Genomic DNA, 24,446 nt, shown 5'->3' with positions numbered 1-24,446 from the left:
GGACGCCGCGCCGCGTCCGGCACCGGCGATCCGCTTCCGGCGCACCACCACCGCACGCCCACCTTCATCGCATCATCAGCGCCGCCGAGTCAGCAGGGAGCGACACCGACCGTGGACACATCTGTCGAGCAGATCGTCGAGGCGCTGCGCGAGGCCATGCTCGAGAACGAGCGGCTGCGCAGGGACAACGACCGGATCTCCGAAGCCGCGCACGAGCCCGTCGCCATCGTCGCCATGAGCTGTCGCTACCCCGGCGGCGTCAGCACGCCCGAACAGTTGTGGCACCTGGTCGACGCCGGAGTGGACGCCGTGGGCGGCTTCCCCGCGGACCGGGGCTGGGACCTCGACGCCATCTACGACCCCGACCCCGACGCGCCGGGCCGCACCCATGTGCGCGAGGGCGGATTCCTCCACGACGCGCCGCGCTTCGACCCGGGGTTCTTCGGCATCAGCCCACGCGAGGCCGTCGCCATGGACCCACAGCAGCGGCTGCTGCTGGAGGCCGCCTGGGAGGCGTTCGAACGCGCAGGCATCGACCCGCACACCCTGCGCGGCAGCCGCACCGGCATCTACGCGGGTGTGATGTACCACGACTACGGCAGCTGGCTCACGGAAGTCCCCGAAGGCGTCGAGGGTTACCTCGGCAACGGCAACCTCGGCAGTGTCGCCTCCGGGCGGGTGTCCTACACCCTCGGACTGGAGGGGCCGGCCGTCACGATCGACACCGCCTGCTCCTCCTCCCTGGTCGCCCTCCACCTGGCGGTGCAGGCGCTGCGCACCGGCGAATGCGGCCTCGCCCTGGCCGGCGGGGTGACCGTCATGTCGACCCCCGACACCTTCATCGACTTCTCCCGCCAGCGCGGGCTGGCCCTGGACGGCCGCTGCAAGTCGTTCGCGGAGGGCGCGGACGGCACCGGCTGGGGCGAGGGCGTCGGGCTGCTGCTCCTGGAGCGGCTGAGCGACGCCCGTCGCAACGGCCACAAGGTTCTCGCCGTCGTGCGGGGGACCGCCGTCAACCAGGACGGCGCGTCCAACGGCCTGACCGCCCCCAACGGCCCCTCCCAGCAACGCGTCATCCGCGCCGCCCTCGCCGATGCCCGGCTCGAACCCCGCCAGGTGCACGCCGTGGAGGCACACGGCACCGGCACCCCGCTCGGTGACCCGATCGAGGCCCAGGCGCTCCTGGCCACCTACGGCCAGAACCGCGAGGAGCCGCTGTGGCTGGGTTCGGTGAAGTCCAACATCGGGCACACCCAAGCCGCCGCCGGAGTCGCCGGAGTCATCAAGATGGTCATGGCCATGCGCCACGGCCGGCTGCCCCGGACCCTGCACGCCGGACGGCCCACCGGCCAGGTCGACTGGGAGGCCGGCGCCGTCGAACTGCTCGCCGAACCACGCGAGTGGCCCGCCACCGGTGAACTCCGCCGCGCCGCCGTGTCCTCCTTCGGGATCAGCGGCACCAACGCCCACGTCATCGTCGAGGCGGCCCCCGACCCCGAGCCGCGCGAGAAGGAGCCGGTCTGGGACCGCCCGCTGCCCCTGGTGCTGTCCGCACGTGACGAGCAGGGACTCGCCGCGCAGGCCCGCCGTCTTCTGGACCACCTGGCGACCGGCACCGACCCGGTGCCCGACATCGCCCACACCCTGGCCACCACCCGCGCCGCCCTGGACCGGCGGGCCGTCGTCGTCGGCGCGGACCTGGCCGCCGTGACCGTCGGCCTCACCGCCCTGGCCGAGAGCGATCCGGCGTCCGGCGTGGTGCGCGGCGCACCCGCGGGGGAGTCCCGCATCGCGTTCGTCTTCCCCGGGCAGGGCTCCCAGTGGGCGGGCATGGCCGCCGAACTGCTGGACGCGTCCCCGGTGTTCGCCGCCACCATGGCCGACTGCGCCGAGGCCCTCGCGCCCTTCACCGACTGGGATCTCCTCGGGACCGTGCGGGAAGGCCGCCCGCTGGAACGGGTGGACGTCGTGCAGCCCGCCCTGTGGGCGATCATGGTGTCGCTGGCCGAGGTATGGCGTGCGCACGGCGTACGCCCCGCCGCCGTCATCGGCCACTCCCAGGGGGAGATAGCGGCTGCCTGCGTGGCCGGCGCGCTCAGTCTCTCCGACGGAGCCCGCGTCGTCGCCCTGCGCAGCCAGGCGATCGCCGAGGCGCTCTCCGGCCAGGGCGGCATGATGTCGGTGGCCCTGCCCGAGTCCCGGGCACGCGAACTCGTCGCCGCCCACGACGGGCGGGTGGCCGTGGCCGCGGTCAACGGCGCCTCCTCCGTGGTGCTCTCGGGGGACGTCGACGCCCTCGACTCCCTGCGCGAGACGATCGTCGCCGACGGCGGACGCGCCAAACGGCTGCCGGTGGATTACGCCTCGCACTGCGCCCACGTCGAGTCGATCCGTGAACGGCTCCTCACCGACCTCGCGGACGTGCGGCCGCGTCCCGCCGCCGTGCCCTTCTACTCCACCGTCACCAACGGCGTGCTGGACACCACCACGCTGGACGCAGGGTACTGGTACACCAACCTGCGCCAGGGCGTCCTGTTCGAGCCGACCACCCGGACCCTGCTGGCCGCGGGCTACGGCGTGTTCGTCGAGTGCAGCCCGCATCCGGTCCTGCTCAACAGCATCGAGGAGACCTCCGAAGCCGCCGGCACGGACGTCACCGGCCTCGGCTCACTGCGCCGCGACGACGGAGGCGCGGAGCGCCTGCTCACCTCGCTGGGTGAGGCGTTCGCGGCCGGCGTCCAGGTCGACTGGGCCCCGGTATTCGCCGGGATGCCCGTGCGGACCGCTGATCTGCCCACTTACCCCTTCCAGCGTGAGCGCTACTGGCTGGGCCGGTCCGCGGCCGCCGGCGACGTCACCGCCGCGGGCCTCCGGAGCGCCGGCCACCCGCTGCTGGGCGCGGCCGTCCCGGTCGCCGGCGGCGGCACGCTGTTCACCGGCCGGATCTCGCTGTCCACCACGCCCTGGCTGGCCGATCACGCGGTCTCCGGCACCATCCTGATGCCCGGCACCGCTCTGGTCGAGCTGGCACTGAGCGCCGGCCACGACCTCGGCTGCGGACACATCACCGAACTCACCCTGCAGGCCCCCCTGCTGCTGCCCGAGCGGGGCGCCGTCCAGCTCCAGCTCCACGTGGCCGCCGCCGACGGCCAGGGGCACCGCGCGGTCACCGTCCACTCCCGCCCCGAGAGCGCGGACGAGGCCGCCTGGACCCAGAACGCCTCGGGCATCCTCGCCCCGCAGTCCGCGCTGCCCTCCTTCGACCTCGCGGCCTGGCCGCCCCCCGGCGCCGCACGGGTCCCGGTGGGCGACGCCTACACCGAACTGGCGGCCCTCGGTTACGACTACGGGCCGGCCTTCCAGGGCCTGCGTGCTGCCTGGCGGCGCGGCGACGAGACGTACGCCGAGGTCGAACTGCCCACCGAGGCGGGCGGCTTCGGTCTGCACCCGGCCCTCTTCGACGCCGCCCTGCACGCCGTCGGTCTCGGCGCGTACGGCCAGGAGACGACCCGGCTCCCCTTCGCCTGGACCGGCGTGTCGCTGTATGCGGCCGGGGCCACCGCCCTGCGGGTCCGCCTCCGCGGCGGCGACACGCTCTCCCTGGAACTGGCCGACCCCACCGGTGCCCCGGTCGCCGCCGTCGAGGCCCTTGTCTCCCGCCCGGTCGACGGCGGAGCGCTGGCCTCCCCGGTCCGCACCGACGACCTGTACCGGCTGGACTGGCCCGTGGTGCCCGTACCGGATGCCGCGACCCCCGCCCACGCCGTCCTGGCGGAGGGCGGCACGGCCGCGCTCGCACCGCTGCCCGGCTGGGTGGTACTGCCGGTGGCCGGCGCCGGCGACCCGGTGGCATCGGTGCGCGAGGCGACCGGACGGGTCCTGACCGCCCTGAAGGACTGGCTGGCGGACGAACGGACCGCCCAGGCCCGCCTGCTGGTACTCACCGGAGGCGCGCTCACCACCGGCGAGGGGGGCGCCGTCGACCTGGCGGGTGCTGCCGTCTGGGGCCTCGTCCGGGCCGCCCAGGGCGAACACCCCGACCGCATCGTCCTCGTGGACACCGCCCCCGGGACGGCGGACGACGACCGGATCGCCGCAGCCGTGCACGCCGCCGCCGCGAGCGGCGAGCCGCAACTGGCCCTGCGGGGTGACACCGTCCGGGTGCCCCGGCTGGCCCGCGCCGTCGTACGCGGGAGCGCCGCCACGCTCGATCCCGACGGCACCGTACTCGTCACCGGCGGAACCGGCGTGCTCGGCGCCGTGGTCGCCCGGCACCTCGCCACCGCCCACGGCGTGCGCCATCTGGTCCTGGCCGGGCGCAGCGGCACCTCGGCCGACGACTTCGCCGACCTCACGGAGTCCGGCGTCGAGGTCGTCGTCGCCCGCTGCGACGCCGCCGAGCGTGACGACCTGGCCGCACTCCTCGCCGACGTGCCCGTAGCGCATCCCCTGACCGCCGTGGTGCACCTCGCCGGCGTTCTTGACGACGGGCTGGTCACCGACCAGACCCCCGAACGCCTGGACGCCGTGCTGCGGCCCAAGGCGGACGCGGCCTGGCACCTGCACGAGCTCACCCGGGACATGGACCTCGCCGCGTTCGTGCTGTTCTCCTCGGCGGCAGGAACCGTCGACGGAGCCGGACAGTCCGGATACGCCGCCGCCAACGCGTTCCTCGACGCCCTCGCCGCACACCGCGGCTCCCTGGGGCTGCCGGCGCTCTCGCTGGCCTGGGGCTTCTGGGAACAGCGCACCGGCATGACCGCCCACCTCACCGACGCCGACGTCGCACGCATGACGCGTGCGGGAGTCCGGCCCCTGCCCACCGAGGAGGGACTGCGGCTGCTCGACGCCGGGCTCGCCGCCGCCGATCGGCTGCTGCTGCCCATCGGCCTGGACCTGCGTGCCCTGCGCGGCGGCGCCGACGGCGTACCGGCCCTGCTGCGCGGCCTCGTGTCCGCTCCCGCCCGCCGGGTCGCCGCCGCCAGGACCGCCGGGCTCTCGCTCGCCGACCGTCTCGCCTCCCTGGGGCGCGCCGAACAGGACGCGGAGCTGGCGGAGCTGATCCGTACACAGGTGGCCGCGGTCCTCGGCCACGGTTCCGACATGGTGCTCGACCCACGCCGTTCCTTCCGTGAGGCCGGATTCGACTCGCTGACCGCCGTCGAACTGCGCAACCGTCTGGGCGGCGCCGTCGGCCTGCGGCTGCCCGCCACCCTTGTCTTCGACCATCCCGACGCCGATGCTCTGGTGAGGTACCTGAGGACGGAACTCCTCGGCGCCGACGCCGGGGACCCCCCGGGGGCCTCTGTGCCGGAGACGGCACACGCGGCGGACGAGCCCGTGGCGATCGTCGGCATGGCCTGCCGCTACCCCGGCGGTGTCACCACGCCCGAGGAGTTCTGGAGGCTGCTGGCCGACGGCGCGGAGGGCATCGGCGACTTCCCGGACGACCGGGGGTGGGACCTGGACACCCTGTACGACCCGGAGCCCGGCAAGCCCGGCCACTGCAGCACCCGCTCGGGCGGATTCCTCTACGACGCGGCCGACTTCGACCACGACTTCTTCGGCATCGGCCCCCGTGAGGCCCTCGCCATGGACCCGCAGCAGCGGCTGCTGCTGGAGACGTCCTGGGAGGCCCTGGAACGCGCCGGCATCGATCCGCACAGCGTGCGCGGCACCCGCACCGGGGTCTTCGCGGGCGTCATGTACCACGACTACGGCAGCCGGCTGCGCGACGTCCCCGAAGCCGTCCGCGACTATCTCGGCAACGGAAGCCTCGCCAGTGTCGTCTCGGGCCGGGTCGCCTATGCCCTCGGTCTGGAGGGCCCGGCCCTCACCGTCGACACCGCGTGCTCCTCGTCCCTGGTCGCGCTGCACCTGGCCGCGCAGGCCCTGCGGCGGGGCGAGTGCACCCTGGCGATGGCCGGCGGCGTCTCCGTGATGTCGACCGTCGACACGTTCGTCGACTTCAGCAGGCAGCGCAATCTCGCCGCGGACGGCCGGGTCAAGTCCTTCGCCGACGCGGCGGACGGCACGGCCCTGTCCGAGGGCGCTGGTGTGCTGGTGTTGGAGCGGTTGTCGGATGCGCGGCGGTTGGGGCATCGGGTGCTGGCGGTGGTGCGGGGGAGTGCGGTGAATCAGGATGGTGCGTCGAATGGTCTGACGGCGCCGAATGGTCCGTCGCAGCAGCGGGTGTTGCGTGAGGCGTTGGTGTCGGCGGGTGTGTCGGCGGGTGATGTGGATGTGGTGGAGGCGCATGGTACGGGGACGGTTCTGGGTGATCCGATCGAGGCGCAGGCTTTGTTGGCGGTGTATGGGGTTGAGCGTGAGGTGCCGTTGTGGTTGGGGTCGGTGAAGTCGAACATCGGGCATGCGCAGGCGGCTGCGGGTGTGGCGGGTGTGATGAAGATGGTGTTGGCGTTGGGGGAGGGTGTGTTGCCGCGGACGCTGCATGTGGGTGAGCCGTCGCGGAAGGTGGAGTGGGGTGCGGGGCGGGTGCGGTTGCTGGGGGAGGAGCGTCCGTGGGCGCGGGGTGGGCGGGTGCGTCGTGCGGGGGTGTCGTCGTTCGGGATCAGTGGGACGAACGCGCACGTGATCCTGGAGGAGGCACCCGACGACCACACCTCCCCCCGCCCGGACACGGAGATCCAGGCGCCCCTCTTGCCCGTCGTCCTCTCGGGGGCCACCCCCGGTGCGCTGGCCGCCCAGGCCGGCCGGCTGCGCGCCGTCGCTGACGAGCGGCTCACCGACCTCGTCCACTCGCTGGCCACGGGCCGCGCCGGCCTCACCCACCGGGGCGCGGTCGTCGCCCGTGACCGGGACGAACTTCTTGCCGGTCTGACCGCACTGGCCGACGGCGCCACCACCGACCACGTCGTGCGCGGACGGCCCGTCGCCGGTCGCACCGCCTTCCTCTTCACCGGGCAGGGTGCCCAGCGCCCCGGTATGGGGCGCGGCCTGTACGACACCCACCCGGTCTTCCGGACGGCCCTCGACGAGGTGTGCGAGGCGCTGGACGCCCACCTGGACCGGCCGCTGCGCGAGGTCATGTGGGCCGAACCCGGTACCGACGCGGCCGAGTCGCTCGATCACACGCTCTATACCCAGTGCGCCCTGTTCGCGGTGGAGACGGCCCTGTACCGCACGCTGGAGTCCTACGGCATCCGCCCCGACCGCCTGGCCGGCCACTCCATCGGCGAACTGACCGCCGCTCACGTCGCCGGCGTATGGGACCTCGCGGACGCCGCCCGGCTGGTCGCCGCCCGTGGCCGCCTCATGCAGGCCCTGCCCGCCGGCGGCGCCATGCTCGCCGTGGACGCGACCGAGGCCGAGGTGGTGCCCCACCTCGGGCCCGAGGTCTCCCTGGCCGCCGTCAACGGCCCGCGCGCGGTCGTGGTCTCCGGCACGCGTGCGGCGGTGGACGAGGTCGCCGCCGCCTTCGCCCACCGCCGTACCAAGCGGCTGCGGGTCAGTCACGCCTTCCACTCGCCCCTCATGGACCCGATGCTGGCCGAGTTCGAGAAGGCCGCCCGTGAACTGCGCTACGCCGCGCCCGCGATTCCCGTCGTCACCGGTACGCACGCCACCGAGGACGACCTGCGCTCACCCGAGTACTGGGTGCGCCACGTCCGGGAGGCAGTCCGCTTCGGGGACGCGGTCCGCGCCCTGGAGGACGACGGCGTCCGCACCTTCCTCGAACTCGGCCCCGACGCCGTCCTGTCGGCCATGGGCCCGCACGCCCTCGCCGACCCGGGGCGATCGGCGTTCGTACCGGCCCTGCGCCGCGGGCGCACCGAGGAGGTGACGCTCGCCATGCTCGTCGCCCACGCCCACGTCCGCGGCCTGACCGTCGACTGGCAGCAGATGCAGGCGGGAACCGACGCCCGGCGTGTCGACCTGCCGACGTACGCCTTCCAGCGGCAGCGCCTGTGGCTGGACGACGGGCCCGGGGCGGCCACCGACGCCGGCGCGCTCGGCCAGTCGCCCGCCGGGCACCCGATGCTCGGCGCCGCCCTCACCCTGGCCGCCGCCGACACCGTGGCGCTGACCGGCCGCCTTTCTCTGGTCACCCACCCCTGGCTGGCCGACCACGAGGTCGCGGGGGTCGTCCTGGTGCCTGGCAGTGCGTTCGTGGAACTTGCCCTCCAGGCCGGTGACCGCGCCGGCTGCCCGCACCTGGAGGAGCTCACTCTGGAAAGGCCGCTGGTGCTTCCACCGCGGGGTTCGGTGCACCTCCAGGTGACCGCCGCGGCTCCCGACGCCGACGGGCGCAGGCAGCTGGCCGTGCACGCCCGGCCCGAGGGCACCGGCGACGGCTGGACCCGCCACGCCACCGGCGTCCTCATCCCGCGGACCGCGCCCGAACCGGCCCCCGTCGACGTATGGCCGCCGGAGGGCGCCGTCCCCGCCGAGGTGGGCGGAGTGTACGACCACCTCGCCGAGCAGGGGTACGGCTACGGCCCGCTGTTCCGCTGCCTGCGTGCCGCATGGCGGCTCGGCGACGAGGTCTGCGCCGAACTCGTCCTCCCCGACGCCGACGCGGCCGCCGGGTTCGGGCTGCACCCGGCGCTCCTCGACTCGGCGCTGCACGCCATCGACCTGCTCGACGGCCAGGACCCGACCGTCATGACCCTGCCCTTCGCCTGGGAGGGGGTCACCCTGCACGCCACCGGTGCCACGGCTCTGAGGCTGAGGCTCACCCCGCACGGCACGGACCACATGACCCTGGCGCTCTACGACACCTCGGGCGCACCGGTCGCCGAGGCGGCCTCGCTGCGCATCCGCCAGGTGACGGCCGAGCAGCTGAACCCCGCTCCACCGGCCTCCGGCGACCTGTTCGCGTTGCGCTGGACCCCGGCGGACGTGACCGCCGACGAGGCGGCGGCCGAGCCCCGCATTCTGACCGTGACCCTGGACGACGCCGCGGACGGCGACCTGCCCGCGCGTGCCCGCGGGACCGCGGTGCGCACCCTCGCCGCACTCCAGGAACACCTGGCCGAACCGGCGGGCGTCACCCCCCTGGTCGTCGTCACCCGGTCCGCGGTCGCCGTAGGCGCCGACGGAGCCCCGGACCCCGCCCAGGCCGTCATCTGGGGCATGGTCAGGTCCGCCGCCGTCGAGCACCCCGGCCGGTTCGTACTGGCCGACACCGACGGCGACGCTGCCTCGTCGGCGGTCCTGCCTGCCGCCGTCGCGAGCGGCGCGCCCGAACTCGCCCTGCGCGGGGGCACGGTGTACACACCGGAGCTGACCCGGGCCGACGAGACCCGGACCGCGCCGGCCATCCCGCTGAACCCCGAGGGCACCGTCCTCATCACCGGCGGCACCGGCAGTCTCGGCCGCCTGGTGGCGCGGCACCTGGCCGAGCACCACGGCGTCCGGCATCTGCTGCTGGTCGGCCGCGGCGGCCGGACGGCGGACGCGCGAGGGTACGAGGAGCCCATCGCCGCCGGTGCGCGGATCACCGTCGCCGCCTGCGACACCACCGACCGCGCCGCACTGGCCGAGTTGCTGGCCTCCGTTCCCGAAACCCATCCGCTGACCGCCGTCGTGCACGCCGCCGGCATCCTGGACGACGGTCTGCTCACCGATCTCACCGCGACGCGTACGGAGACGGTGATGCGGCCCAAGACCGATGCCGCCTGGCACCTGCACGAACTCACCCGCGACCTGGACCTGGCCGCCTTTGTCCTCTTCTCCTCCGCCACCGGCACGCTGGGAGCGGCGGGGCAGGCCAACTACGCGGCGGGCAACGCCTTCCTCGACGCCCTCGCCGCCATGCGGCGGGCGGAGGGGCTGCCCGCCCTGTCACTGGGCTGGGGCCTGTGGGACACCGGGGACGGCATGGCGGCCGGCCTCGGCGAGGCCGAGATGCGCAGGCTGGCCCGCGACGGCATCCTGCCGTTGCCCGCCGACCGGGCGCTGTCGCTGTTCGACCGGGCCCTGACCACCGACGCAGCGTCGCTGATGCCGATCCGCGTCCAGGTCACCGAGGACGCCCCGGCCCTGGTCCGCTCCCTGGAACCGGCGACGGTGCCGGCCCGCCGCGCCGTCCGGGCTTCACAGGCCGCCGCGGAGGAGGCGGAGCCGTTGGCGCGGCGGCTGGCCGGGCTCGGCGCCGCGGACGGCAGGCGGCTGCTGGTGGACACGGTGTGCGGGCACGTGGCCGATGTCCTCGGACACGGCTCCGGAGGGGCCGTCGACGCCGAACGCCCGCTGGGCGACCTCGGCGTGGACTCGCTCGCCGCGCTGGAGCTGCGCAATCGCCTGAGCGCCGAGACGGGCCTGCGGCTTTCCACCACCCTCACCTTCGACTACCCGACCTCCGAGGCACTCGCCCAGCACCTGTTCGAGGAACTGGGCGGGGCGGGGGCCGACGAGGAACTCGTCGACGCGGAGGGAGAGGTGATGCGCCTGGAGATGCTGCTGGACGCCCTGCTCGACTCCGACGGGCTCGACGACGAGCGCCGTGCCCGGGTGGCCGCGCGGCTCAGGTCCCTCACCGCCCGGTGGGACGGCTCGGCACAGTGGCCGGAACCCGGGAAGGCCGGCGACACCGGGAAGAAGGGGCTGGAAGAGGCCACGGCCGACGAGCTCTTCGGCATCCTCGACGGCGAACTCGGCAGTTTCGGCTGAGCCGACGGACGCACGGCCGGGTGAGTCCCGGGGCAGGGTGCCGCGCCCCGGGCCTCACCCGTGGCCCTTCCCGCACGACGCATCCGGCCGGATGCCGGTGCGGGGTGCCGAGTCCCGGCACCCGCTCCTGTCCTTGTGCCCGGCGGGCCCGGTCGGCAGAACGGCCCCCTCCGGACCCGGTGGGGACTCGCGGAGGGGGCCGTGTGCGGTGTGGAGCGGTGCCGGCGGTCAGCCCGCCGACGAGTGGCTGGTCACCCAGCGGTCGGACAGTTTCGGGATACGGTGCTCCAGTATCTTCGGCGGCAGTTCGGATCGGCTGGCCACGTGCAACTTGCGGTACACCCTGGTGAGATGCTGTTCCACCGTGCTGATCGTGACGTGCAGCCGGCCACTGATCTCGCGGTTGGTGTACCCCAGCGCGGCGAGGCCCGCCACCCGGCACTCCGCGTCGCTCAGGATGGCCGAGCCCTCGGCCTCGGACCCCTCGGACTGGCCGGGATCCTCCAGCAGATGCGCGTCGACCGGTGAGTCGACGCTGCACGCCTCCGCCTCGAGGGCCGCCTGGCGGGCGACCAGCCGAGCCCGGGCGTACTCGCCCAGTTCGTAGTGCGCCGCGGACAGATCGGCGTAGGCCTGGCAGAGGGTGTGCTGGTCGCCGCACCGCTTGAGCAGGTCGATCGCCTCCCGCAGCAGCAGGGCCCGGCGGTGCGGCTTGCTCGTGGCGGCCAGCATCCGTAACGCCATCGCCCGTGCGCGGGAACTGTGACCGCCGGGCAGTCGCAGCTGCTCCTCGGCGCACTCCCTGGCGGTACGGGTCTTGCCGATGCGGAGATTGGCCAGGGCCAGGTCGGACCGCCAAGGAATGCCCTTCTGCAGACTGGGGTTTCCCTGCCGCATCAGGGTGCTGCATGTCTCGAAGTCGTTGAGCGCGGAGAACGGCCGGTCGGTGGCGAGGTAGTGGTGTCCCCGGGCCCGCAGGTACTGGATGCCGAAGACGGTGCGGAACATCGGCTCGGGGACGTCCCGTTTGAGCACCTGTTCGGCCTCGTCGTAGGCACCCATGGCGGTGTGGGCGAAGATCGATGTCGACAGCGGGAGCCCGGCGAGGACTCCCCAGCTTCCGTCGTGCAGGCTGCTCAGCGCCCTGTCGGCGCCCTCGGCCGCGGTCATCATGTCGCCGCGCAGCAGCGCGATCTCCGCCCTTACGCTGCCGAGCAGTGCCTGCCACGTGGTCGCACGGCGCTCGACCGCGGACTCCAGCAGCGCCTCGCAGGCTTCTGCGGCGACCGCGGGCCGGTCGGCGTGGGCGATCGCGAGGAGCGCCATCGCCACCAGTTCCAGGTTGAGGTGGTCGAGTTTGCGGCCCTGCAGCGCCTGGGCCACGGCCGCGGCGGAGTCGTCCGTCGCGACACCGCCGACCAGGACCGCCACCTGCTCGGCAAGCCCGCCGTACAGGTCGACGGGAGCCTGCCGGCGCGGGTCGCCGCCGGCGCCCCGCGGGCCCCTCGCGGGCAGCGCGACGCCGTAGAACCACTGCCGTACGAACTCGAGCTCGAGGAGGATCTGCGCGTCACCGGGCGAGTGCGCGGACACCGGTGTGGCGACGGTCTCGGCGGCCAGTTCGGTGTCGCCCTGCCACAGCATGTGCCGCAGGACTGTGGCGGTGTCGCGCATGCTCAGCTCGCCGTCCAGCGCGGGCCGGCGCAGCGGCTCCAGGTGGGCACCGGCGGCTGCGGGGTTCACCCGCCACTCCGCCCGGGCCAGGGCGGCCGACAGGGCGTTGCGCTCCTGCGGGGCGGTGCAGTCGCGCAGGGTCAGATTCAGGTAACCGCAGCACAGTTCCACATCGTCCGCCGCCAGAGCCTGTTCCGCGGCTGCGCGCAGCACGCCGGGCCCCCACGGCTGCGGGACCCGGTCGGCGGCGCGCAGATGCCGGGCCACGTCGCCCACCGGCGCGCCGCTGCGGTACAGCAGGTCGGCGATGTGTTCGTGCAGTGCGGCACGCGCGGTGGCGTCCATGTCCTCCAGCACCGCGGTCGCAGCGGCCGGAAGCCGGAAGACGTGACCGTCGAGCAGCCCCACCGAGTCGAGGGCCTCGACGGCCTCCTCGACACCGGCGGGCGTGGTGTCGGTCAGCTCCCCCAGGACGTGGGCGGAAACCGGTGCGCCGAGGGCGGCGAGCGCTTGGATCACCCGTAGGTGGCGCGGTTCGCCGCGGTGCACGAGCGACAGCACCGCCTGGCGGTAGGCGGTGCTGGCGGTGGGCCGGTCCATGTCGCGGCCGAGGCGGGTGCTGTCGTCCAGCAGGGCGTGCACCAGCAGCGGGTTGCCGGCCGTGGCCCGGTGGAAGGTGCGGCCCACCCCGGCGGACCGGGCGACTGCCGACTGGGCGGTGATCAGTTCGCCGACGCCCCGCTCCGACAGGGGGCCGAGCCGGGCCCGGCGGTGCGGCCGGCGCATCAGTCCGGCGTGTGAGAGGGAGTCACCGGTGCCCGGGTGGCCGGATGTCGTGCACACCACGAGGACAGGGCGGAAGCGGCTTCTGTCGAGCAGGTGGACGATGGCGCCCAGCGAGGCCTCGTCCATGAGATGGGAGTCGTCGACGGCCACCACCAGAGGGCGTTCACCGTTCGCGAGCCGCAGCAGCGCTTCCGTCGTCGTGTTGTCCGATTGGCCGAATGCCAGGCCGGCCCCGCGCTGGGAATTCTGGGGGAGAGGCTGGGTATGTCTGCCCGCCGGGCGAGCGGGGTCCGATGCGACCGGCAGTACCTCACCGTTGCGCAGTAATTGCCGCAACAGGCTCATCGGCCGGTCACGCTCGGCCGGGTGTGCCGTGCCCTGGAGTATGTGTGCGCCCGAGCGGCCCGCAGCCGCCAGGAATTCATGCAGAATCTGGGTCTTCCCGGAGCCGGGACCACCCGTGATTATCACGAAGCGCCCGGATCTTCGAGTGGTTTCGGTAAACGCTTCGTTAAGTATGCGTAATTCTTTGGAGCGGTCGTGGAGGCGCAAGGTGTTCCCCCTGTGTCCAGTTAACGCCGGTGGATTCGCGCCCGTTCGGGGTGGGGTGCTGTTGTGCGGGATCGGTCCAAGTCCCCCGTTTGACGTGCATTTTTCTGTTCGAGGGCTGTGGGCGCAGCGCTGAGGAGTCAACCCTCGATGTCTCGGTCCAACCCCCTGTGGCTGCTGTGGGTGCGAGCGCAGCAAGAATGAAAGTCGGTCATTTGTGGCGCGATTTGATCGGCTCGGCACGTTTCTCCGGAAGGAGGAAAAATGGCTAAATCGATCAAACAAGCAGCGAGATTATAGGCCCTTGTCAACGTTGTCAACCAGGTCTTTCCGGAAGTGACTTCCCACTCGCGATGCCGGTCCGGGACGACTTTTCACGGTCGGCCGATTTACCGCGAAGCAATGAAAAGAAGCGGGCCGCCGCACGGACGGCTCGGGCACGTACCCGCACTGCGGCTGCCCGTTCGGGCGCATCGTATGGCCGCCCGTGGCCCCCCTGGGGGCCGTAGGGGTATCAGGCGCACCCGGCCCCTACCTAGCCTCCGTGAACGGAGGGGGAAGCGGACCGGGAGCCCGTCCGCAGGACCGAGGCCCACTTTCGATCCCGATCGGATGGCGCGCTGGTGAACAACGAAGAGCAGTTGCTTGACTACCTCAGGCGGACGACTGCGGATTTGCGGGAGGCACGGCGCCGGCTGCGCGAGAACGAACAACGCGCGCACGGCCCGGTGGCCATTGTCGGCATCGGCTGCCGCTACCCGGGCGGTGTCACCTCACCCGAGGACCTGTGGAACCTGGTGGCGACGGGGTCCGACGCCGTCTCGGAGTTCCCCGTCGACCGCGGCTGGGACGTGGACGCCCTGTGGGACCCCGACCCGGACCGGGCCGGCACGACCTACGCGCGCACCGGTGGCTTCCTGCACGACGCCGCCGACTTCGACTACGACTTCTTCGGCATCAGCCCCCGCGAGGCCCTTGCCATGGATCCACAGCAACGCCTGCTGCTGGAGACCTCATTCGAGGCGTTCGAGCGGGCCGGCATCGTCCCGGCCTCCCTGCGCGGGAGCCGCACCGGAGTGTTCGCCGGTGTGATGTACAACGACTACGCCACGCGGCTCGACGCCGTCCCCGACGACCTCGTCGGCTACCTCGCCAACGGCAGTGCCGCGAGCATCGCCTCCGGGCGCATCGCCTACACGTTCGGCCTGGAGGGCCCGGTCGTCACGGTCGACACCGCGTGCTCCTCCTCCCTGGTCGCCCTGCACTGGGCGGTGCGCGCCCTGCAGGCCGGCGAGTGCTCCCTCGCGCTGGCGGGCGGGGTCACCGTGATGTCCACCCCGGAGACGTTCGTCGACTTCAGCAGGCAGCGGGGGCTCGCCCCCGACGGCCGCTGCAAGGCCTTCTCGACGGCCGCCGACGGTACCGGCTGGGGCGAGGGCGCCGGCATGCTGCTCGTGGAACGCCTGGCCGACGCGCGGCGCAACGGCCACCCCGTGCTCGCCGTGGTGCGCGGCAGCGCCGTCAACTCCGACGGCGCCAGCAGCCGGCTGACCGCACCCAACGGCCCCTCCCAGCAGCGGGTCATCCGTCAGGCGCTGGCCGGCGCGGGTCTCACCGCCGCCGACGTCGACGTGGTGGAGGCGCACGGCACAGGAACCTCGCTCGGCGACCCGATCGAAGCACAGGCGCTGCTGGCGACGTACGGCCGCGGACGCCCCGCCGGCCGGCCGCTGCTGCTGGGCTCCGTCAAATCCAACCTCGGCCACACCCAGGCCGCCGCGGGCGTCGCCGGGGTCGTCAAGATGGTCATGGCCATGCGCCACGGCGAGGTGCCGCCCACCCTCCACGTCGACGCCCCCACGGACCAGGTCGACTGGGACGCGGGAGCCGTCGAACTCGCCCTGGAGCGAAGCCCCTGGCCCGACACCGGCCGCCCGCGCCGCGCGGCCGTCTCCTCCTTCGGCATCAGCGGCACCAACGCCCACGTGGTGCTGGAGCAGGCCCCCTCCGAAGAGGAAGCGGCCGCCGCCGACGCAGAGGCGACACCGGCCGCCGCATCCGCGGAACCCCGTGCCGCCACACCCGTGCCCTGGATCGTCACCGGCCGCAGCCCCGAAGCCCTCGCCGGTCAGATCGCCCGCCTGCGTGAGCACCTCACCGGTGGCGAGGACGCCGCTCCGGCGGACGTCGCGCTCTCACTGGCCACCACCCGCACCCACTTCGAGTACCGCGCCGTCGCCGTCGGCAGCGAGTCCGGCGCGTTGCTGGACGCCTTGGCCGCCGCGCCCCCGCTCACCCCGGTCGGCGGCAGAACGGCCTACCTGTTCACCGGGCAGGGTTCCCAGCGCCCCGGCATGGGCCGCGAACTGCGCCGCGCCTACCCGGTCTACGCCGAGACGTTCGACGCGGTGTGCGCCCTCGCCGACCCCCGTCTGGAGCGTCCGCTGGCCGAGGTGATCGACGGCGACCCCGCTCTGCTGACCCGCACCGACTACGCGCAGATCGCGATCTTCGCCACCGAGGTGGCCGTGTACCGGTTGCTGGAGTCGTGGGGGGCGGTGCCGGACTTTCTGGCAGGCCATTCCGTCGGCGAACTTGCCGCCGCCCATGTCGCCGGAGTGCTCTCCCTGCCGGACGCGGTCTCCCTCGTCCTCGCGCGTGGCGGCCTGATGGCGGCGCTCCCGGCCGGCGGTGCCATGGCCGCGTTGCGGACGACCGAGGAGGAGGTCGTCCCGTACCTCGACGAGCGGGTCGGCCTCGCCGCCGTCAACGGCCCCCGTTCCGTGGTGGTCTCGGGAACCGAGGAGGCCGTCGACGCACTCGCCGCCCGATTCGGAGGCGGCAAGCGGCTCAAGGTCTCCCACGCCTTCCACTCGCCGCTGATGGACCCGATGCTGGAGGCCTTCGCCGAGGCCGCCTCCCGGTGCGCCTACCAGGAGCCCCGGATCCCGGTGGTCTCCGCCCTCACCGGCGCCCTCGCCGCCCCCGGCGAGCTCACCACCCCCGGCCACTGGGTGGACCATGTCCGCCGCCCCGTCCGGTTCGCTCCCGCCCTCGCCGCCCTGCACGAGCTGGGCGTACGGACGTTCCTGGAGGTCGGCCCGGACGCGGCGCTCACCGCCCTGGCCACCGAGTGCCTCCCCCCGGACAGCGCCTGTCTGCCCGTCATGCGCCGTGACGGCGACGCACCGCACGACGTCGTCACCGCGGTCGCCCGGCTCCACGCCGCCGGGGGAACCGTCGACTGGGAGGCGTTCCACGCACCGCACCACGCACGGCGAACCGACCTGCCCACCTACGCCTTCCGGCGAACCCGCCTGTGGCTGGAGGCCGCACCGGGGGGCACCGGCGACGCCGACGGCCTCGGACAGCAGACCACCGGCCACCCGCTGCTGCCGGCCGCGACCGAACTACCCGACACCCAGGGCGTGGTCCTCACCGGACGGCTGTCGCTCTCCTCCCACCCCTGGCTCGGTGACCACACCGTCCACGGCACCGTCCTGCTGCCCGGCACCGCCTTCGTCGAGATGGCCCTGCGGGCCGCGGCACAGACCGGCTGCGGCACCGTCGGGGAACTCACCCTGCACGCCCCCCTCGCGCTGCCCGAAGAGGGATCCGTGGCCGTGCAGGTCGCCGTCGACGCGGAACGGGACGGACGCCGCGAACTGAGCGTCTGGTCGCGCCGCACCGGCACCCCCGGAACCCCGTGGACCCGCAACGCCGACGGCGTACTCACCACCGCGCCCTCCGACGCCGAACCACCCGCCGGCCCCGCGGTCTGGCCGCCCGCCGGTGCCGAACCCGTCGACCTGGAAGGGCTCTACGACCGGCTCGCCCGCACCGGATACGGCTACGGCGAGGTCTTCCAGGGCCTGCACGCCCTGTGGCGCCGGGGCGAGGAACTGTACGCCGAAGCCGCCCTGCCGGGTGGAGCACGCACCACCGCCGGCGCCTTCGGCCTCCACCCCGCCCTGCTGGACGCCGCCCTGCACGCCAACCTGCTGGACCTGCCCGGCGGACAGGCCGTGCTGCCGTTCGCCTGGAGCGGCGTCACGCTGCACCGGGCCGGCCCCGACCGCGTGCGCCTGCGCCTGTCCCCGGAGGGCAACGACGCCGTACGCCTCGACCTGGCCGACGGCGACGGCGTACCCGTCGCCACCGTCCGCGGCCTCGTGGCCCGCCCCGTGTCGGCCGAGCAGCTCTCCGCCGACACGGACGACTTCCTGTACCAGGCCGACCTCGTCCTGGCCGCCGGTACGGCGCTACCGGCGCCGTCCGACCTGGCCGTGTGCGGTGCCGACACCGGCCTGGACGCACCCAGGTACCGCGACCTGGCCGCGCTGGCGGACGCGGGCGACGTGCCCGGAACGGTCGTCCTGGCCGTACCCGCCGACCCCGACACCGGCGCCGGCCTGCCCGAGCGGGCACGTGACCTGGTGGGCACAACCCTGAACACCCTGCGGCTCTGGCTCGACGACGAACGCTTCACCGGCCGCCGGCTCGCCGTACTGCTGCGGGGCGACCACCTCGCGCACAGCCCGCTGTTCGGCCTCGTGCGCGCCGCGGCGGCCGAGAACCCGGGCCGCTTCCTGCTGATCGGCACCGACGGCAGCGCCGCCCCCGACACGGCCCTCGCCACGGCGCTGGCCTCCGACGAGCCCGAGACCGTAATCCGCGACGGCGAGGTACGTGTGCCGCGCCTGGCACGTGCCAAGCCCGGCGGCCCCCACGTCTGGGAACCTGACGGCACGGTCCTCGTCACCGGCGGCACCGGTGGCCTGGGCGCCCTGATCGCCCGCCACCTGGTCACCGAGCACGGCGTACGACGTCTGCTGCTGGCCGGCAGGCGCGGCGCGGACGCCCCCGGCGCGGCCGACCTGCGGGCCGAACTCACCGCGCTCGGCGCCGAGGTCGTCCTCGCCCGCTGCGACGTCGCCGACCGCGCCGACCTCGCCGCACTGCTCGGCCGGCACCCGGTCCGCGCCGTGGTGCACGCCGCAGGCGTCGTCGACAACGGCGTCCTGGCCACCCTCGACACGGAACGGGTCGAGCGGGTCCTGCGGCCGAAGGTGGACGCCGCCTGGCACCTGCACGACCTGACGCGGGAGTCGGACCTGTCCGCGTTCGTCCTGCTGTCCTCCGCCGCGGGTCTGCTCGTCGGCGGCGGCCAGGCCAACTACGCGGCCGCCAACACCTTCCTCGACGGCCTCGCCGCCCACCGCCGCTCCCGCGGTCTGCCCGCCGTCTCCCTGGCCTACGGCCTGTGGGCCTCGGGCGGCGGGATGAGCGCCGGTATCGAAGCGACCGACCTGGAACGGCTGCGCCGTCTCGGCCTGCCGCCCCTTGCCCCCGCCCAGGGACTGCGCGCGTTCGACGCCGCCCTGGGCGCCGAGGAAGCCCTCGTGGTCCCCGTCCGGGTGGACGGCGCCGCCGTACGGGCCCGCCCCGACGGCATCCCCGCGCTCCTGCGCGGACTCGTCCGCCCCGCGGCGCGCCGGACGGGCGCCGCGACCGCCGAGAGCACGTCGTCCGCGTCCTGGCGCGAGCGGCTCGCCGGCCTGCCCGACAGCGAACGCGACCGCGCCCTGCTCGATCTGGTCCGCACCCACGTCGCCGGCGTGCTCGGGCACCCCTCACCGCAGTCGGTGGACCCCGGACGCGCCTTCCAGGAGATGGGCTTCGACTCGCTCGCCGCCGTCGAACTGCGCAACCTCCTCGCGGGCGCCACCGGCCTCACCCTCCCGGCGACGCTGGTCTTCGACCAGCCCTCGCCCCGCACGCTCGCCGCCCACCTCAGGACGGAACTGGTACCAGGACCTGCCGACCTCGCCCGGACCGCCCTGGCCGACGTGGACCGGCTCGAAGCGGTGCTGCTCGGCCTGCCCGACGAGGACGGCAGCCACACCCGCGTCACCGCACGCCTCGAAGCCCTCCTGCGCGGTTGGCAGGACGCCCGCGGCGACGCCGCGCCCGCACCGGCACAGGACTTCGGCGAGGCCAGCGACGCGGAACTCTTCGCGACGATCGACAACGAACTGGGAGCCCTGTGATGGAAGACCCGGCAACGGCCGACAAGCTCCGCGACTACCTGAAGCGGGCCACGACCGAGCTGGAGCGCAGCCGGCGCCGCGTGAGGGAACTGGAGGAGCAGGACCACGAGCCCATCGCCATCATCGGTATGGGCTGCCGCTACCCCGGAGGTATACGCACCCCCGAGGACCTGTGGCGCACAGTCGACGAGGGCATCGACGTCGTCTCCGAATTCCCCACCGACCGCGGCTGGGACGTCGACGCCCTCTACGACCCCGAGCCCGGGGCCCCCGGCAAGACCTACGTGCGCCACGGCGGATTTCTCCACGACGCCGCCGAGTGCGACCCCGCCTTCTTCGGCATCAGCCCCAAGGACGCGCCCGGCACGGACCCCCAGCAGCGCATGCTGCTGGAGGTCACCTGGGAGGCCTTCGAGCGGGCCGGCATCGACCCCGTGGCCGTGAAGGGCTCCCGGACCGGTGTCTTCGTCGGGCTGATGCACCACGACTACCTCGGCGGCACCATCTCCGGCAGCATCGTTTCCGGCCGGATCGCGTACACCCTCGGACTCGAGGGCCCGGCGGTCACCATGGACACCGCCTGCTCCTCCTCCCTGGTCGCCCTCCACTCGGCGATCCAGTCACTGCGCAAGGGGGAGTGCTCCCTCGCGCTGGCGGGCGGCGCCGCCGTCATGGCCAGCCCCGAGATGTTCGTCGAGTTCAGCGAGCGCCGCGCCCTGTCGCCCGACGGCCGCTGCCACTCCTTCTCCGACGACGCCGCCGGTGCCGCCTGGGCCGAGGGCGCGGGCATGCTTCTCGTCGAGCGGCTGTCGGACGCCTCCCGCAACGGCCACAAGGTGCTCGCCGTCGTCCGCGGCAGCGCCGTCAACCAGGACGGTGCCTCCAACGGGCTGACCGCGCCCAGCGGACCGGCCCAGGTCCGCGTCATCCGGCAGGCGCTCGCGGACGCCCAACTGGCGCCGCACCACATCGACGTGGTGGAGGCCCACGGCACCGGGACCACGCTGGGCGACCCCATCGAGGCCCAGGCCGTCATCACCGCCTACGGGCAGGACCGCCCCGAGGGCCTGCCCCTCCGGCTGGGCTCCATCAAGTCCAACATGGGCCACGCCCAGGCCGCCGCCGGAGTCGGCGCCGTCATCAAGATGGTCATGGCGATGCGCCACGGCACCCTTCCCAGGACCCTGCACGTCGGCACGCCCACCACCGCCGTCGACTGGAGCGCGGGCGACGTCGAGCTGCTCACCGAGCCCCGCCCCTGGGGCGGCGACGGACGGCCGCGCCGCGCCGGCGTCTCGTCCTTCGGTATCTCCGGCACCAACGCGCACACCGTTCTGGAGGAGGCCCCGCCCACCGGGACCGAGGGGAGTACCACCCACCGCGCCGAGCTGCCCGTCGTGCCGTGGCTGCTCTCCGGCAAGGGCGCCGACGCCGTACAGCGCCAGGCGGAACGGCTGCTGGCGGTCGCCGGCGACCTCGACCCGTACGACGTCGGCCACTCGCTGGCCACCACCCGCTCCCTGTTCACCCACCGCGCCGCCGTCACGGGACGCGACCGGGACGAACTGATGGCCGCCCTGCGTGAGGTCGCCGACGGGACCCGCACACCCGTCGTGGCCCCCGAACCCGGCCGCCTCGCCGTCCTGTTCTCCGGGCAGGGCTCCCAGCGTCCCGGCATGGGCCGCACCCTGCACGCCGCCTTCCCGGTGTTCGCCGAGGCCTTCGACGACATCTGCGCCGCATTCGACGAGCATCTCGACCGGCCGCTGCGCGACGTCATGTTCGACGAGGACACCGACGGCGCCGACGCGCCGCTGCACCGCACCGTGTACACCCAGGCGGCGCTGTTCACCTTCGAGACCGCCCTCTACCGCCTGCTGGAACACTGGGGTGTCCACCCCGACCTGCTCGCCGGGCACTCCATCGGCGAGATCGTCGCCGCGCACGTCGCCGGAGTGCTGGACCTGAAGGACGCGGTCACCCTGGTCGCCGCCCGGGGCCGCCTCATGCAGGACCTGCCGGCCGGCGGCGCGATGGTGTCCCTGCGCGCGACCGAGGCCGACGTCGTCGCGCTCCTCACCGAGGGCGTCGACATCGCCGCCGTCAACGGCGCACGCTCCGTCGTGGTCTCCGGCGACGAGGAGGCTGTTCTCGCCGTCGCGGCCCAGGCCGAGAAGAGCACCCGGCTGAAGGTGTCGCACGCCTTCCACTCGCACCGCATGGATCCCATGCTCGAACCTTTCCGCGAGGTACTGGCCGGCCTCACCTTCCATGAGCCCGCGCTCCCCGTCGTCTCCAACGTCACCGGACGGATCGTCGGTGACCTGGCCGACGCCGACTACTGGGTACGGCACGTCCGAGAGGCCGTCCGCTTCCACGACGGGGCCACCACGCTCGCCACCGAGGGTGCCACCCGCTTCCTGGAGATCGGCCCCGACTCGGTGCTCAGCACCATGGCTCAGGACCTGGTGCCCGACGCCATCGGCACCCAGCGGCGCGACCGCGCGGAGGACGCCGCCCTCGTCGAGGCCCTCTGCCGCCTCCACCTCACCGGTACCGGCCCCGACTGGCGGACGGTCTTCACCGGCGGGCGCACCGTCGATCTGCCCACCTACCCGTTCCGCCGGGACCGGCACTGGGAGGACGCCCCCATCCTGCAGGCCGAGCGCCGGGCCGGCTCCGGCGGTGACGCCGGCGACCCGTTCTGGGACCTGGTGCGCGACCAGGACGTGAGTGCCGTCGCCGCCACCCTCGGTCTCGACGACGAGAGCTCCGTCGCCGCCGTCGTGCCCGCACTCGCCACCTGGCACGGCCGTCGGCAGGCGCACGCCGCGGCGGACGGGCTCCGCTACCGTGTCACCTGGGAACCGTTGGCGCCTCCCGCCACCCCGGCCCTCGGCGGGGACTGGCTGGCGGTCGTCCCCGCGTCCACCGCTGAGGACCCGTGGACCCGCGCCGTGACGGAAGGCCTGCTGGACAGCGGGCTGCACCTCGACATCCTTACCGTGCCGGACACCGCCGGCCGCGCCGCACTGGCCGACGTCCTCACCGGCCGGACCTCGACCGACGGCATCCTGTACCTGGCCGCCCCGGCGACGCCGCCGTACGCCCTCGCCGCCCTCATCCAGGCACTCGGTGACACCGGTGCCGACGCCCCGCTGTGGTGCGCCACCCGGGACGCCGTCGCACACGGGTCCGGCGCCACCGTCACTGGCTTCGCCCAAGCCGCGCTGTGGGGCCTGGGCCGGGCCGCCGCCCTGGAGCACCCCGACCGGTGGGGCGGCCTCGTCGACCTGCCCGCCGAGGCCGGTCCGCGGATCGTGGCCCGCCTGGCCGCGCTGCTCGGCGACGCCGGCGGTGAGGACCAGGTCGTGATCCGCGAATCCGGCGTCCACGGACGCCGGCTGGAGCACGCCCCGGCCCGGGCGGGCGCACCCTGGAAGCCGTCCGGCACCGTGCTGGTCACCGGCGCCACCGGCGCGGTCGGCGCGGTCGTCGCCCGCCGGCTCGCGGCCGAGGGCGCCGACCACCTGCTGCTGACCTCCCGCCGGGGCGCCGACGCACCCGGCGCCGCCGACCTGGTCCGTGAACTCACCGCCACCGGTACCGGCGTCACCCTGACCGCCTGTGACGTGGCCGACCGGTCCGCGCTGGCCGGCCTGCTGGACGGCGTACCGGCGCAGCACCCCCTGACGGCCGTCGTGCATCTGGCCGGGGCGCTCGACGACGGCGTCCTGGACGCCCTGGACGCCGACCGGTTCGCCCGCGTCCTCGGCCCCAAGGCGGACGCCGCCCTCCACCTGCACGAACTGACCGCCGGGCTCGACCTGTCGGCGTTCGTGCTGTTCTCCTCCCTGACAGCCACCGTTGGCGGCGCCGGCCAGGCCAACTACGCCGCCGCCAACGCCTACTTGGACGCCCTGGCCGAGCACCGTCACGCGGCGGGGCTGCCCGCCACCTCCGTGTCCTGGGGCCCCTGGGGCGGCGACGGCATGGCGGCGCACGGCACGGTGCGCGCCTCTGTCAAGGCGATGGGCATGTCCCTGCTCGACCCGGACACGGCTCTCACGGCGCTGCGCCGCGCACTGGACGGCGGCGATACCACCGTCACCGTCGCGGACGTCGACTGGTCGGTCTTCGCCCCCGCGTTCACCTCGACCCGCCCCAGCCCGCTGCTGTCCGCCCTGGCCGAGGCGCGGCGCACCACGAGCGGTCCGAACGCCGCCGACGGCTTCGCCGAGAAGCTCGCGGGACTCACCGGAGGGGAACGCGAGCGCGCCCTGAACGACCTGGTCTGCGGCCAGGCGGCCGTCGTCCTCGGATACGGCGACGCCGGCGCCGTCGAGCCGACCGCCGCGTTCCGCGACCTCGGTTTCGACTCACTCACCTCGGTCGACCTGCGCAACCGGCTCAGTGGCGCCGCCGGAGTGCCGCTGCCGGCCACGCTCATCTTCGACTACGCCACACCCGCCGCCCTCGCCAAGTACCTGGGCGCCGAACTCTCCGGCGCGGACACCTCCGTGGACGCCGTGGTCGCCGAGCTCGAACGGGTCGCCGCCCGGCTCGGCGGCCTCACCGCCGAGGATCTGGAGCAGAGCAGGATCACTACCCGGCTGCAGACCCTGCTCAACGACCTGGACAAGACCCTCGGCCAGGATGCGGCAGCCGTCACCGGCCGGCTGGAAGAGGCTACCGCCGACGACGTCTTCGCGTTCATCGACAAGGAACTCGGCTCGGCGTGACCCGGCACCA

General features: G+C 74.0%; 4 protein-coding genes. 3 read left to right on the top strand and 1 reads right to left on the bottom strand.

All coding sequences use genetic code 11. The features are described 5' to 3' along the window. The first annotated feature begins 111 nt into the window (after positions 1-111). Positions 112-10,635 (top strand): SDR family NAD(P)-dependent oxidoreductase, encoded by a 10,524-nt coding sequence (locus ACWCSV_RS17320; RefSeq protein ID WP_451143001.1) that lies wholly within the window; start codon positions 112-114, stop codon positions 10,633-10,635. Positions 10,636-10,863: 228 nt separating this feature from the next. Here the strand turns inward: ACWCSV_RS17320 and ACWCSV_RS17315 are convergent, their stop codons facing one another. Next, positions 10,864-13,647, bottom strand: coding sequence for an AAA family ATPase (locus ACWCSV_RS17315; RefSeq protein WP_451142999.1), 2,784 nt, complete (start codon positions 13,645-13,647; stop codon positions 10,864-10,866). A 620-nt stretch (positions 13,648-14,267) separates the two neighbouring features. Here ACWCSV_RS17315 and ACWCSV_RS17310 point away from each other — a divergent pair. Both ACWCSV_RS17310 and ACWCSV_RS17305 read left to right on the top strand, forming a co-directional pair. Further along, a complete protein-coding gene (locus ACWCSV_RS17310; RefSeq protein WP_451142997.1) occupies positions 14,268-19,694 on the top strand; it encodes an SDR family NAD(P)-dependent oxidoreductase in 5,427 nt (1,808 codons plus the stop codon). Then, a complete protein-coding gene (locus tag ACWCSV_RS17305; protein ID WP_451142995.1) occupies positions 19,694-24,436 on the top strand; it encodes a type I polyketide synthase in 4,743 nt (1,580 codons plus the stop codon). The genes ACWCSV_RS17310 and ACWCSV_RS17305 overlap by 1 nt, the downstream gene beginning before the upstream one ends. Positions 24,437-24,446: the final 10 nt, after the last annotated feature.

The organism is Streptomyces sp. NPDC001770, from assembly GCF_053596135.1.
Note: the sequence above shows the minus strand (reverse complement) of the source record. Positions and strands in the feature narration are given on the sequence as shown.

Bases quoted from the DNA above. Each gene is read 5' to 3' on its own strand.
- ACWCSV_RS17305 (WP_451142995.1), top strand. From the start codon at position 19,694: ATGGAAGACCCGGCAACGGCCGACAAGCTCCGCGACTACCTGAAGCGG.